The organism is Amycolatopsis sp. FDAARGOS 1241 (genome assembly GCF_016889705.1).
In the GTDB taxonomy this organism is placed as follows: Bacteria; Actinomycetota; Actinomycetes; order Mycobacteriales; family Pseudonocardiaceae; genus Amycolatopsis.
In genome coordinates, this window is the sequence record NZ_CP069526.1 from 2,850,203 (window position 1) to 2,864,059 (window position 13,857).

The following is a 13,857-nucleotide window of genomic DNA, read 5'->3' on the forward strand; positions in this document are numbered from 1 at the left end:
GTGATCGCTACTCGGCCCGGTCATGTCCGAGAACTCGAGCGGGCCGTCGCCGCCGCGCCCGGTGGTCACCGTTGTCTGGTGATGGGGGTGGTGAACGTGACCCCGGACTCGTTCTCCGACGGAGGGCGGTATCTCAGTGTCGACGCTGCGGTCGAGCACGGATTGCGGTTGGCGGAGCAGGGCGCCGACCTCGTGGATGTCGGCGGCGAATCGACCCGGCCTGGAGCCGGTCGAACACCGGCAGCCGCAGAGCGGGCGCGGGTGCTCCCGGTCGTCCGAGAACTGGCGGCGGCCGGCGTCGCGGTCAGCATCGACACGATGCGGGCCACGGTGGCCGAGGCTGCAGTCGATGCCGGTGCAGTGCTGGTCAACGACGTCAGCGGCGGGTTGGCCGACCCGGACATGGTTCGCTGCGTCGCGGAACTGGGAACGCCGTACATCGCGATGCACTGGCGAGCGCACAGCGCCCGGATGCAGGAGCACAGCCGCTATCGCGATGTTGTCGTCGACGTGCTGGGGGAGTTGAGGAACCGAGTGGACGCCCTCGTCACCCAGGGTCTCTGTCCGGATCGGGTGATCGTGGATCCCGGGCTCGGGTTCGCGAAGACCGCCGACCAGACCTGGCAGTTGCTGCGGCGGCTCGAGGAGTTGTTCGTGCTGGGCCGGCACATCCTGGTAGGAGCCTCGCGGAAGTCGTTTCTGACGGCCGTCGCGCCCGGCTCTGCCGCAGATGCAGCGTTGCGCGAGGCGGCCACGACGGCGGTGACCACGGCGGTGGCGGCGCGCGGCGGGTTCGCCGTCCGAGTACACGACGTGCCGAGCTCGGTGGTTGCGGCGAGAGTGGGCGAGCTGCTCCGGCCAAGGACTCGAACGGCGAGGTGACCGAGTCGTACTCAGTGATTGCTCCCTCAAGCCTGGCCACTCGCCGAGGCCGATGACCGGCACGCGTGACGGAACGACCCATCGCCCTGCTGGGCTGTGTCGGACCCTTGCTGCCCAACGCAGCCTCCCGAGGCCCGACCGGAGGAGGTAGAGAGCGGGTGGCCCTTCTTCCGGGGAGCAGGCGTACACGTGGAGGGTGCCTGCACGCGGTGAAGCCACTGCCCAATTCGATCAGCTCACGCCAGCCGATGAAGGCTGTCGACGGACCGACGTCGTCACCTTCAGCGCCTCCTCAGGTAGCGATGTCTCCCAGCGCTCGACGCAGCTGAGCGGTCGGCGCGCCAGGGCTGTGGGGTGGACGGATCGAAGCGCCCGATTCGTCGTCGACTGGATATTCCAGTCATGACGACGCACCGGGCGCCCGGGTCTTGCCGCCCGGGGTGGCCGGGCTCGGAGCCTGAGAACTCCTAACTCAATGCGGGGTTGCCTGGTCGGCGCCGGCAGGTGATGCCGCGGGTGAGACTCAGGAACGCCGCGTGGATGTCGTCGCGGACCTCCCAGCGGATGCGCAGACGCCGGAACCAGTGCAGCAGGGCGACGCTGTGCTCGACGACCCAGCGGTGCACGCCCGACCCGCAACCGTGTTCGACGCCACGCCGGGCGAACGGGGGCGTGTGGCCTTGTCCGGTACCAGTCTGCGGTCCTTGTCGTGATCGTGGGCGCGGTCGGCGTAGATCGTGTCCGGTCGCCCGCGGGGTCGCCCGCGCCGGCCCCGTACCGGCGGGATCGTCTCGATCAACGACATGAGCCGAGTGACGTCGTTGCGGTTACCGCCGGTCAGCACGTCTGCCAGCGGGATACCGTGCGCTTCGGTGATCGGGTGGTGTTTCGAGCGTGTTCGGGCACGGTCAACCCGGGCTCGGTCCGGTTTCAGGTCACCTTGCCGGGCTCGCACGTGAGAGCCATCGATCACCGTCCGTGACCAGTCGAGTGTGTCGGCGGTTTGTGCACGGCAGTCGGAAGCGATCCGTGCAGGCGTTGCCCGACTCCCGTGTCATTCCCGTCCCGCAGGCGTCGCCAGCAGCACTCCCCGGACCGAAGCCTGGTTCCTGCGGCAGAAACTCCCAGGGAATCCCGGTGGAGAGCACAAACAGGATGCCGCGGGGCACCGTGCGATCGTCCAGGCGCTTGCGACCAGGATGATCGGCACGTCGTGGGACGACCGGCAACGGCTGGATGCGTGCCCACAACTCATCGGACACGATCCACGGCGGCAGCTGACCCTTCCTCACGTCTCGACCAACAGACAGGTGATCAGGCTAGTCCACGATCGTTTGTCAGGAGCTCTTAGCGCAGGCGATCCAGCACGAAAGTGTGTTCGACGAGATCGAACGGACCGTCTGGCCCCTCTCGGAGGTCACGTCGGTACAGCAGCGACCGCTTGGTGCCGAACACCGGGTCGTCGGCAAGGTACGGGTCGTCTTCGCGGAACAGCATCGTCGTCACGGTCGAGAATCCCGGTGCCGCAATCCGGACGTGGATGTGTCCGGGACGCATCACCGGCCGGCCGGTGGCGCGCATCAGCTCGCCGACGGGTCCGTCGTCGGGAATCGGGTAGGGGGCCGGCGCGATGCTGCGGATCCTGACCGTCCCGTCCGGGCCTGTGCGGAACAGCCCGCGCATCGCGGCAGCGTCCAGGCCCGGTACGTCGGAGTCGTAGTGGCCGTGGCTGTCGGCGTGCCACACGTCGAATTCGGCTCCGGGTACCGGGGCGCCGGTGGTGTCGACCACGGTGGCGTGGAACAGCAGTGGTGTGCCGGGCAGTCCGTTGGAGATGTCGGCGCCATCGGAGAACTCAGGCCGTACCGCCCGGTAGAAGGGTCCCTGGACGCTGTTTTCGGTCGTGCCGGTGCTACGTCGGTGGTTGACCGTGTCGACGAGCATGGTCACCCCGAGCACGTCGGAGAGCAGGATGAACTCCTGCCGCGTGTCGTCGGATTTCTGTCCGGTCCGGGTCAGGAAGCCGATCGCGTGCGCCCATTCGGACTCGGTGAGGTCCACGTCGCGGACGAAGTCGTGCAGATGCCGCACCAAGCTGGACAGCACCGTGCGGATTCGCGAGTCGGGCGCGTCCGCCAGTGTGCGCAGCACCGCTTCGGTGATGCTCTTCTCGTCCAGGTCCAGCATTGCTGCCTCCTCGCGCTTGTGCCGGAAAGGTATCCGGGCCGCCGTTAGCAGCGGCGAAATCCGGTGTTAACCCGGATTCACCCGGCGGGACCAGGTTTTCCTCACCCCGTTCGGCGGCACGGTCGGTATCGGCGCATCGAGACGCGCCACCGAACGGAAGGAGCGACCTGTGCTGCGAACCGGTAAGGAATACCTGGAGGCACTGGACGACGGCCGCGTGGTGTGGGTGGGAGACGAAAAGGTCGACAACGTAGCCACCCATCCGAAGACACGCGACTACGCGAAGCGCATCGCGGACTTCTACGACCTGCATCACCGGGACGACCTGCGCGATGTCATGACCTTCGTCGACGACGACGGTGAGCGTCGTTCGATGACCTGGTTCCGCCACACCACGAAGGACGAGCTGAAGCAGAAGCGTCTTTACCTGGAGACGGTGATCCGCGAGCTCGACGGCGGCGCCGTGCCGAGGACGCCGGACGTCAACAACTACGTGCTGCTCACCTACAAAGACGATCCCGTGCCGTGGAGCGAGCAGTCGCAGGGCACCGGCGGGCGTGACCTGACCGTGGGAATCCACGAGTTCTGGGACCTGATGGTCGACGGCGACCTCAACGCCGCGCCGGCGTTCGTCGACCCGCAGACGGATCGGTCCCGTGAGTCGGCTCAGGCCGAGTCGCCGGCGCTGCGGATCGTGGAGACCCGCGAGGACGGCATCGTCGTGCGGGGTGTGAAGGCCATCGCGACGGGTGCGGCGTTCGCCGACTACATTCACATCGGGGTGTTCTTCCGGCCGGGCATCACCAGCGAACAGGTCATCTTCGGCGCGGTCCGCGCGAACACCCCTGGTGTCACGCTGGTCTGCCGGGAAAGCACGGTGAAGGAAGGGCAGTACGAAGAGCACCCGCTGGCCGCCAAGGGCGACGAGCTGGACACGACGATCCTCTTCGACGACGTGTTCATCCCGTGGAACCAGGTCTTCCACATCGGAAACCCGAAGCACGCTTCGCTCTACCCGCAGCGGGTCTTCGACTGGCTGCACTACCAGGCGCTCGTGCGCCAGACGATCCGCGCCGAGGTCATGGTCGGCCTGGCCCTGCTGATCACCGAGCACGTGGGGACCTACCAGCTGCCGCCGGTCAAGGCTCGGCTGGCTCAGCTCGTCGGCTTCCACCAGACGCTGCGCGCCCACGTGCTCGCCTGTGAGGAAGACGGGTTCACCACACCTGGTGGTCTGTACAAGCCGAGCGTGCTGCTGTTCGACTTCGGCCGGGCCTACTACTTGGAAAACGTGCCCCGGATGGTCAATGAGCTGGTCGATCTGGCCGGGCGCTCGTCGCTGATCTTCCCCACCGAGAAGCAGTGGAACCAGCCGGAGTTGCGCCGGTGGCTCGAGCCGTTGCAGACGGGTCCGATCGGGCGGCCGCATGACCGGCTCAAGATCAGCCGGGTCATCCGGGACCTGTACCTCTCGGACTGGGGTGACCGGATCAGCGTGTTCGAGAACTTCAACGGAACCCCGTTGCTGGCTGTGCGAATGCTGACCATGGCTCGTGCCGAGATGGCACCGGGGGGTCCGCTGGCCGACCTCGCGCGCAAGATCGCTGGTATCGAGCCGGCAACCCCGAAGGACGATGCGAAGACGGAGTACGCCGGGCAAGCCGCCTACGCACGCCAGCAGGACGCGCGGGCCCATTGACCACAAGACCGCGGTTCGGGACGGCCGGTGTCCACTACCCGGCCGTTTCGGGCCGCCACCAAGCCGGAGGATGAGAGACGGTCACGCCCGCACTGTCATCGCCTTGGTGGTGCCGGCGCCGGCCGCGCTGCGCCGGTGTGCGCGGCACGGCCGGCGACCGTGCTCAGGGCGGCTCCCCGGCTCACGGCATCGGCGCGGTCATGGGCCCCCAGCTTGCGGAACACCGACCGGACATGGGTTTTCACGGTGTTGTGCGAGACGTGCAATTCGGCGGCGATCTCGCGCAGGGTCAGCGGCCCGGACAGGGCACGGAGCACCGCGCGTTCCCGGTCGGACAGCACCGCCGGGCGAAGGTCGGGAAACCCGCGAGGCCATTGCTCCTCGATCAACCCGGCGAGCACCGGGCCGTACCGGAGCCCAGTGAGTGCGGCACGCGCCTGAGCGTGTGCTTTCCGCCGGTGCCTCGCGTCGCCGGAAGCCGACGTGGATTGCGCGTGGAGGAGAGCCGAAAACGCCTCCGCATGGGGAGCGGCGGGTACCAGAGTCGCCGCAGGGGGCGGAATCCTGCCGCGGTCCGCGCCCGCCCTGGCAGCCAGGCACGCTGGTGCGACGACGGGAGCCACACACCGCGTCGGATCGAGCTGGTGCAAGGCGACTGCCTGTGTAGCCGAGGCCAGCGCGGCCGTGGTGTCGCCGGTGAGCAGCAATCCGGCGGTGCGCGCGTCCAGCGCCCGCACCGCGCCATCCCGATAGCCGAGCCGGTCCGCTTCGCGAGCCGTCGCGGCGAGCTGGTCGACGACGTCGGCTGCCTGCCCCTCCCACACCCCCACGGCGCCGAGCGCGGCGTGAGCCATGAGCAGCCACCAGGGACGCTCTCCCGCCGGTGGGTTGACGGTGATCACCCGCGTGGCATCCCGCTGTGCGGTGGCCAAGTCGCCCCGGTGCAGTGCCAGCCACGCGCGCACGGCAAGCGCCGGGCCGTCGTCCGTACCGGCGAGCCGAGTCGCCGCACGGACGGGGCGCCCGCAAGCGAGCTCGGCCGCAGCGGCGACTGCGTGAGCCTCGGCGCGCACCGACGGTACCTCGTCGAGCCGTGCGAGCAGGGTCCGCGGATGTGCTGCCGGCCAGCTCTCGATCGCTGTCCGCACAGCGACGTCGGGTAGCCCGGCCAGTCGGGCGTGCTCATAGGCGGCGTCCGGATCGCCTTCCTGCCGCAGGCGCTCTGCCGCGCGGGCGTGCAGGACCGCGACGGCATCGGGATGTTCCTCCGCCAGCACGGAGCCGAGCACGAGCCGCAGCACCGGGTGGCATCGCAGGCCCGCCCCGGTCCGCCGCAGCAGCAGCGAAGACGCGGCCAGCGCGGTCAGCGTCTCACCGGCCGCAGGGAGCGCCGTCACTTCCGCACAACGACCGGGGGTCAGCTCCGCCAGGACGCTGCTGTACAGCAGTAGCCGGCGTTGGCGTGAGGTGACGCGTTCGAGCACCTCGGAACGGAAGAATTCCTCGACCGAGGGCACGGGATGTGGCAGAAGAACGCCGGGCGGCTGGTTCCGCAGGGCCATGCCGGCCAGCCGCAGACCGGTCGCCCAGCCCGCATATCCCCGCCACGCCGCTGCTGCTTCTGTCCGGTCGACCGGGCGGCCGGCTGCGGCTGACAGCAGCTGCTGTGTCTCCGCCAAGTCGAGCCGCAAGTCCTCCTCGGTGAATTCGGCGAGGCGCCCGGCCGCGCGAAGCGCGGCGATCGGCCCGCTCGGCGGGCGAGCCGTCGCCAGCACCACGCGGACGGTGTCCGGGGCCCGGCGGACGAACTCGTTCAGCGCTGCCCTGGTCGCCGGGTCCTCGATGACGTCCACCCCGTCGAGCACGAGCACCAGCGACCCGGCCGAAGCCAGTGCGTTGAGTAGTTCGGGGATGATCTCGGTGAACAGGGTCGTCTCGTCGTCGAGCAGTGCCGCCGGCGGTGCCGGAACCTCGGCGCAGTGGGCTCGTACCGATTCGAGCACCGCGGACCACACGCCCGCCGGGGTGTCGTCGTGGCTGCTGAGGCTCACCCAGGCACACCGCTGGGAGGCGACCCACTGCGCCAGGAGCACGGTTTTCCCGGCGCCGCGCGGCGCGGCCACCAGGATCACTTGTTCGCTCACCACGTTCAGCCGGGCCAGCAGGCGCGTGCGGCGCACGTCGTCCGGATGCGGGGCGGGTGGCCGCAGCCGGGTCCGGACGACGACGGCCGAACGCGTTCGGGGTGCGCTCACATCGCCGACGCGAAGTGCCAGCCCCCGGCCGTCCCGCTGTGGGTCGCCGGGCCCGAGAGGCTGCCGAAAGCGCTGGCGAAGTAGACCAGTGGGTTGGTGCCGGGGATGTGATCGCATTTCAGCACGTCGCCCACCACGATCGTGTGGTCGCCGCCCGGCAACGTGTCCGCGACGGCACAGACGAAGTGCGCGATCGCGTCGGCGAGCACCGGGACGTCACTGTCCGCCCGCAGATCGATTCCCGCGAACTTGTCTTTCCGGCGCGTCGCGAAGTGCTTCGCGATGTGTTCGTGGTCTTCGCCGAGGACGTTGACGGCGAAAGACCCCGACTCGACGATTGCTTTGCAGGTCGGAAGATTCGAGCCGATGCACACGAGCAGCTGCAGCGGGTCCATCGACAATGAGGCGACCGCGCTCGCGGTCATCCCGGCCGGCCCGTCCGCGGTGCGGGTGGTGATCACGGCTACCCCCGTGCTGAACCGGGAAATGGCCTGGCGGAAACGGTAAACCCCGTCGTCCGTATCAGCAGGCACGGCAAGATGCTTCACGCTGTCCATTGCTACCTCCGTGGGAGCACGCGGGTGACGCTGGCCATAACCACCGTGCCACCGACCCCGTTATCACCCGGGAAATCAGTGCGTCAGCTCCGCAGCCGGGTGACCAGGCGGTGCACTTCCGCCGACGGCGGAACGGCCAGCTCGTGCATGGTCGCCACGTAGCGTTGGTACAGCGCGAGCACGTCGTCGTCGTTGCCGCTGGCCTGGGCGAGAGTGATCCGCAGCAGCCAGGCCTGCTCGCGGTACGGATCGAGGCGCAGAACCGTGTCCACGTTGGCGACCGCCTCCCGGTACCGGCCGAGCCGGAACGCAACCCTGGTCACGTCCAGCCGGGCCCGGAGGATGCGCTCGTCGAGTTCGGCGCGCCGCGCCTCCACCCACGCACCGGACAGGCTACCGAGGTATCTGCCTCGCTCGGTCCGGGCCAGCGCTACGGTCAACGTGTCCAGCCTGGCTTCCCCGTTCTGGTGATCGGCCTGCGCGAACGCCTCCAGGACCTCGGCCGCGCTGCTGCTCACCAGGTCGAGGCCTGGTAGGCAGAACCGGTCTTCCCGCAGGACGGGCGACAGTTCGTCCGGCAGCACCTCACGCAGGCGATACAGCGCCTGCCGCAAGTAGCTGCGCCCAGCCGCTTCGTTGTTCGAGTCGAACAGTGCGCCGAGCAGTTCCTGCCGGCTCGCCTCGTGGTCTGGGGTGGCCAGCAGGTAGGCGAGCAGTTCGATGCTCTTGCGCAGCCGGGGCGTCACCGTCGCGCCGTCCACCCGCAGCTCCGGCTCGCCCAGATCCTCGAGCACCAGCCGCGGAGCCCGGCCGGCCGCGGTGATCCGGCGGCCGTTCGCGAGCGACGCAGTCAGCTCGTGCCAGCGTGACAACCGGTTCGATTCGGTGTCCGCGCCGCGTACGGCCACGGCCGGTACGTCCGCCAGCGCGCTGAGCAGCAGATGCACCGAACCCCGTTCCTCCGCGACACTGATCGCCAGTGCCGCCGACTCGTCGGAATCGTCCTCCGAGCCCAGTCGCCACAGGACTTCAGCCAGGTAACACGTCACTGTCGGGATCTCGAGCATGCGGTCCGCGGCGAGCATGCTCTGCAGGCACTGTTGCAGCACCTCACGGGCCTCGTCGTCGCGGTGCCGCAGCAGGAAGGCGAGCCCTCGCCAGAGAAATGCCAGTTCGCGAGTGAATGCGTGCGTGTTCGAGCCGCTCGCCTCCGCCTCGTCCAGTGCGCGATGCGCGGCTTCCGGGTCGTGATGAAGGCGCAAGCACAACTTCGCCTCCATCAGGTTCAGCAGCACCCGGTAGATCTGCGACCCGGTCGCCGCCACGAGTTCGTGGCCGCGCCGCAAGGCCTGCCACGCGTCCTCGGCGCGTCCGAGGTCGATCATGAGCTCCACGGCGTCCAGCGCGTGCAGCCACAGCGGCTGAGGTGCGTCGCGGTGCGCCTCGTAGCGCGCCATCGCCTGTTCGATCCGGCCCGTCGCGCGGAGGCCGGCGATGACCCAAGGGGCACCGAGAACGCTGCGCCAAGGACCATGGGCACCGGGGTCGTCCAATCCGGCCAGCCGGCCGCGCATGAAGGCCAGCCGCATGAGCATCCCGTCCAGCGGTCCCGACGGGGTGGTCGCGAAAGCGGGGAACGGGGGTGGTGGTTCGTCGCGGCTCAGGGCGAGCACGGTGAGTGCGATGTCCCTGGCTCGCCCCGGCGGCAGCAAACCGGATACGTACTCGGCGTCCGCGATCCGGCCCGCATGCCACAGGCACCACACCAGCAGTACCAGAGCCTCACCCGAGCCGTTGTGCTCGTCGGCTGCCAGCTCGGTGATCCAGCCGCGACCGTGCCGGTCATACAGCTCGACCCCACGCCCGGCTTGTTCCAGGGCGAAAGCGACGTGCAGCACGATCCCGCCGATCCGCGGGGAAAGCGAACGTTCGGACACCTGCAGTTCGTCGAGCCAGCGCGCCGCCGGACCGAAGTCCATCCGCTCGATCAGGCGCGGTAACAGCTCTGCCGCCAGGACCCACGCCTCGTCGACCGCACCGACACCGAGCAGGGCGTCCACGGCCTCCTCCTGCTCGCCCCGGCGGACCAGCAGCCGGGCATGCCGCAGTCGGACCCGCTTCACCTCGCCGGGATCCTGCTCGGCGAGCAGTTCGCGCAGGTGGTCCCGTAGCTGTGGGCTGACGATCAACGTTCGATCGTCGGGCCAGCTGGCGGGAAGATGACGGTGGCGCAGCGCCGCCATGATCCGGGGTGCGTCTTCGAGCTGGAGCGCGACCGCATCGTCGACGGTGACCTCATCCAGCAGGCTGGTGTACACCAGGAACCGTCGCTCCTGTTCGGACAGTCCGGACAGGACGTGCGTGGTGAGGTAGTCACGAAGCCGGTGCGGTGCGGCGGCGACGGCTCCATCGGCGAAGAGAATTCCCGCCACCCAGCCCCCGGTGACGCGAATGGCCTCAGCCGCGTCCGACGCCGATCGCCCGGCCAGGCGCAACGCTTCCCCTGCCTCGTCGAGGTCGAAGGCGAGGTCCGGACCCGTGAGCTCGGCGACCCGGGCCAGTTCTCCGGTTGAACCGGTGTCCAGCGGCAGGGCGGTCCGGGAGATGAGGATGATCCGGACGTCCGCAGGTGCGTAACGAGCGAGTGCGGACAACACCGCGAGCGCCTCGTCGCTGCCGGAGATCCGCTCGGCGTTGTCACAGACGAGCACGATTCTGGTGCCGTGCAAGCTTTCGGCGAGCAGGCCCGCCGCCTCGCCGATCAGGATACCTGCAGCGAGGGCGTCGGTCGCCGCGCCACTCGCCTCGGGGGTGTGCGGCGCGAGGGCTGCCTCGATGTACAGCAGGAGGCGTCCTGCCGCTGATTCGGTACCGTCGAGCGACACCCACGCGACGGGTTGGTCGAGGTCACGCAGCGCCATGGCAACGGCGGTGGTCTTGCCCGATCCTGCTGCCGCATACACGGTGAGCACATTCGCCCGCGCGAGCAGGTCGCGAATGCGGTGGGTCACCCGACCCCGCCGGACCAGGCGGTCACCGAGAACCGGCGGCGCCAGCTTCCGCCGGATGACGGTACGCGATCCGGGCTCCGGCGGCACGCCGGCATCGGAAGGCGCCACGCGACGCACCTCCCAACGCTCTGCCGACTTGTGTGGCTCGTCCGCAACGCAGTGTCCCCCGCGCGACACCGGTGAGCAACGTGGGTTTTCGCGCGGATTAACAGGGGCCGGGCCACCTCAGCTTCGGTGGAGGAAGGCCACCTCGACCGGGCGCGCCTCGCGCCGCCGCTGCGATTCGATGACACCATCGGCGAGAACGGTCACCTGGGTCGTCGAGCCGTCGACGACCGCCGTATAGCGACCTGGGCTGGGAATCGCCAGAGCGGGATCGAACACCAGACGGCCGTCACCGATCACGCGGGCGGGCAGCGTGTGCGGCCGGCCGAGCAGCCGTGCGGCCCGCTCGACGTCACCGTCGGCGACGAGATCACGGATGCGGGACGAGGACACGATGTCCTCCTCGACTGTCACCATCTCCGCGACCGTGGTGGTGAACCGCCGATCCGCCCGCAGGGTTTCCGCATCGCCCGTGCCACGTGCGCCGAACCGGAAATCGGCCCCGATCGCCACCCGGACCGCTCCGAGTCGTCCGACCAGCACCTCGTCGACGAACGTGGCCGCGTCCACGGCCGCCCACTCGCGGTCGAACGGGATGACCACGACTTCCCGCACACCCAGCGCGGCGAGCCTCTTTCGCTTGCCGGTCGCGTCAGTCAGCAGTCGCGGCCCATCGCCTGGTCGCACTACCGACCGCGGGTGCGGATGGAAGGTCAGCACGGTCTCGCAGCCCGCGATCACCCGCGCATGACCCAGGTGGACACCGTCGAAGGTGCCGACCGCCACCGTGCGGCGGCCCGGCCGCCGCACCGGTAGCGCGTCAACGAGCCGGGGCGGTGAGCTGTGCGGTGTTCCGAGCACTCCAGGACCATCCATGATTCCTCCCCGTTCGGGGTTTGAGCCACCCGATGGTGCCCAACCGTGTGTTAGCGACGCGAGAGCCGGCCAGTCCGGTGCGGGGCACTACGTGAACGGCTCTGTTAGGCCGACTTGTCAGCCCACGCCGGATCGCGTTGCAGTGGAAGCACCGTTGCGGCAGAGCCGCCGGGGGACAAGCAGAAGGAGACCCGAATGGTGCCACGCAGCGAGTGGACGGGGCGGCGCACGGCGCTGGTGACCGGGGCCGGCAGCGGTATCGGGTACGTCGCGGCGCAGCTACTCGTCGAGGAGGGCGCCGCTGTCGCACTGCTCGCGCGGGACGAGACTGCCGTGAAGGACGCCGCGGTACGTCTGGGCGACGACACGCTGGCCGTACCCGCCGATGTGCGCGACAGCGAGTCCGTCGCCGCCGCAGCCGGCAAGGCGCACGCCTGGCACGGCCGGCTCGACATCGTCGTCACCTGCGCTGGACCCCAGATCGCGTCGGCGCCACTTGCCGACACCGACCACGGAGTGCTCGGGGCAGCGCTCGACACGAAACTTCGCCGTTTCGTTCGGGTCGCCCGAGCCGTTCTGCCCAAGATGACCGGTGGCGCGATCGTCGATGTTGCGGGAGCTACCGTGCACCTTCTGGTTCCGGGTGCCGCGGTCACCGGTATCACCAACGCGGCGGTCGTGGCTTTGACGAGCTACCTGGCGGCTGAAGCCGCGCAGCGCGGCGTCCGGGTCAATGCGGTGTCACCGGGGATGACTCTGACCGAAGGCCGGCTCGCGCGGCACGAGGCGATGGCCGAAGAACGAGGTCTGACTGCCGACGCGGTGCGCACCGACATGGTCGATGCGCCCGGAATTCACCTGAGCCGTTGGGCGCGCACCGAGGAGATCGCCTCCGCGGTCGCGTTCCTCGCCTCTGCCGACGCGTCCTACCTCACCGGTCAGGTGCTGCGCGTCGACGGTGGCCTGACGAAGCAGGTGGCCTGATGCCGTTCATCCAGATCACGATCGCCGAGGGACACGACGTGTCCGTGAAACGAGACCTGCTGGCCGCCGTGTCCGCGGCGGCCGCCGATGCCACCGGAACGCCGGAGAGCGCCTTCAGGGGCTGGCTCGTCGAGGTGCCGGACACCGCGGTCATGGTCGGTGGCACGATCCTGCACGACACCCGACACCCGCGAGCCACGCCATGACGGCCGAGTTCGAGTACGTCGGCCTGCCGTACCGCATCGTCTTCGGCCGGGGGCTGCTGGCAAGGGTCAACGCGGAGGTTGCCCGGCTGCGCCGGTCCCGCGTGCTGCTTCTGACCGGCGGTGGTCTCGCGGAGCTCGGCGACCGGGTCGAGAACCTGCTCGGCCCACTGTGCGCCGCCCGGTTCGACGGCGCCGCTCTGCACACCCCGGTCAGCGTGACCGAGGAGGCACTGAGGCACTTGCGAGCAAGCGACGCCGACTGCGTGGTCGCGGTCGGCGGGGGCTCGACGACAGGCCTGTCGAAGGCGCTGGCCGCGCGGACTGGCGTCGACCAGATCATTCTCCCGACGACCTACGCGGGCTCCGAGGTCACCCCGGTGCTGGGCGAGACCGCGGGCGGGAAGAAGACCACCCGGTCAACGCCGTCGGTTCTGCCCGAAACGGTGATCTACGACGTCGAGTTGTCCCGCGGGCTGCCCGTGCCGATCGCGGTCACCAGCGCGGTCAACGCGCTTGCGCACGCGATCGAGGCGCTGTATTCGGCCCAGGCCAACCCGATCGTCGACGGATGGGCGCTGGACGCGATCTCGGGCATCGGGAAGGGACTGAGACACGTCATCGGCGAGCCCACCAACGTCGAGGTGCGGTCGGACCTGCTCCGGGGCGCATGGCTGGCCGGAATGTGCCTGGCGTCGGTCGGAATGGGCCTTCACCACAAACTGTGCCATGTGCTGGGTGGCAGCTTCGGCCTACCGCATGCGATCACGCACACCGTGATCCTCCCGCATGTGATGCGCTACAACTCATCGGCCACGTCGGAAGTGATGTGGCGGATAGGCGGGGCCCTGGACGTGCCCGATGCACCGGCCGGCGTGTTCGACCTGATCAAGCAGGCAGATGGTCCGACGAGCCTGCGTGAGCTCGGGTTCGACTTCGGAAGCCTCAGTGAGGTGGCGGACCAGGTGATCGCCTCGCCGTATCCGAATCCGAAGCCGCTGACCAGGGAGGGGATCTTGGGGCTACTCACCCAAGCCTGGTACGGCGTTCGACCGGCCAGGGGAACGCGCGGCCATTGAGGATGAACCAGTGGTAGGT

The 13,857-nt window shown here is 69.2% G+C and carries 10 protein-coding genes and 1 pseudogene; 5 read left to right on the top strand and 6 right to left on the bottom strand.

Translation table 11 applies throughout. The features are described 5' to 3' along the window. Window positions 1–81: 81 nt before the first annotated feature. Entirely contained in the window at window positions 82–882 is an 801-nt protein-coding gene (gene folP, locus I6J71_RS14145; protein ID WP_204097046.1) for a dihydropteroate synthase, read from the top strand. A gap of 467 nt (window positions 883–1,349) precedes the next feature. On the opposite strand, the pseudogene I6J71_RS14150 reads toward folP, so the two are convergent. Together I6J71_RS14150 and I6J71_RS14155 are read right to left on the bottom strand one after the other, a co-directional pair. Then, window positions 1,350–2,159 (bottom strand): annotated as a pseudogene (locus I6J71_RS14150) (IS5 family transposase). A gap of 70 nt (window positions 2,160–2,229) precedes the next feature. Beyond that, entirely contained in the window at window positions 2,230–3,069 is an 840-nt protein-coding gene (locus tag I6J71_RS14155) for a dioxygenase (protein WP_204095135.1), read from the bottom strand. Window positions 3,070–3,238: 169 nt separating this feature from the next. On the opposite strand from I6J71_RS14155, the gene I6J71_RS14160 reads away from it, so the two are divergent. Then, on the top strand, window positions 3,239–4,768 hold the full coding sequence (locus I6J71_RS14160; protein WP_204095136.1) for a 4-hydroxyphenylacetate 3-hydroxylase family protein: 1,530 nt from the start codon (window positions 3,239–3,241) through the stop codon (window positions 4,766–4,768). Window positions 4,769–4,863: 95 nt separating this feature from the next. On the opposite strand, the gene I6J71_RS14165 is transcribed toward I6J71_RS14160, so the two are convergent. From I6J71_RS14165 to I6J71_RS14180, 4 genes are all read right to left on the bottom strand, one after another. Beyond that, window positions 4,864–7,023 (bottom strand): LuxR C-terminal-related transcriptional regulator, encoded by a 2,160-nt coding sequence (locus I6J71_RS14165; protein WP_204095137.1) that lies wholly within the window; start codon window positions 7,021–7,023, stop codon window positions 4,864–4,866. After that, window positions 7,020–7,580 carry a flavin reductase family protein gene (locus I6J71_RS14170; protein WP_204095138.1) on the bottom strand — a complete coding sequence of 187 codons (561 nt, stop codon included), beginning with the start codon at window positions 7,578–7,580 and terminating at the stop codon, window positions 7,020–7,022. Before I6J71_RS14170 ends, I6J71_RS14165 begins: the two co-directional genes overlap by 4 nt. 83 nt (window positions 7,581–7,663) lie before the next feature. Beyond that, on the bottom strand, window positions 7,664–10,591 hold the full coding sequence (locus I6J71_RS14175) for a BTAD domain-containing putative transcriptional regulator (protein ID WP_239154806.1): 2,928 nt from the start codon (window positions 10,589–10,591) through the stop codon (window positions 7,664–7,666). A gap of 225 nt (window positions 10,592–10,816) precedes the next feature. After that, window positions 10,817–11,482 (bottom strand): FAD synthetase family protein, encoded by a 666-nt coding sequence (locus tag I6J71_RS14180; protein WP_204095139.1) that lies wholly within the window; start codon window positions 11,480–11,482, stop codon window positions 10,817–10,819. A 327-nt stretch (window positions 11,483–11,809) separates the two neighbouring features. On the opposite strand from I6J71_RS14180, the gene I6J71_RS14185 reads away from it, so the two are divergent. Genes I6J71_RS14185 through I6J71_RS14195 form a run of 3 tightly spaced genes read left to right on the top strand, consistent with a single transcriptional unit; the run spans window position 11,810 to window position 13,838 of the window. Then, window positions 11,810–12,556, top strand: a complete 747-nt coding sequence (locus I6J71_RS14185; protein WP_239154808.1) for an SDR family NAD(P)-dependent oxidoreductase — start codon at window positions 11,810–11,812, stop codon at window positions 12,554–12,556. Further along, complete coding sequence (locus I6J71_RS14190; protein WP_204095141.1) at window positions 12,556–12,762, top strand: tautomerase family protein; 207 nt, start codon at window positions 12,556–12,558, stop codon at window positions 12,760–12,762. The genes I6J71_RS14185 and I6J71_RS14190 overlap by 1 nt, the downstream gene beginning before the upstream one ends. Further along, window positions 12,759–13,838 carry a maleylacetate reductase gene (locus tag I6J71_RS14195; RefSeq protein ID WP_204095142.1) on the top strand — a complete coding sequence of 360 codons (1,080 nt, stop codon included), beginning with the start codon at window positions 12,759–12,761 and terminating at the stop codon, window positions 13,836–13,838. Before I6J71_RS14190 ends, I6J71_RS14195 begins: the two co-directional genes overlap by 4 nt. Window positions 13,839–13,857 lie beyond the last annotated feature (19 nt).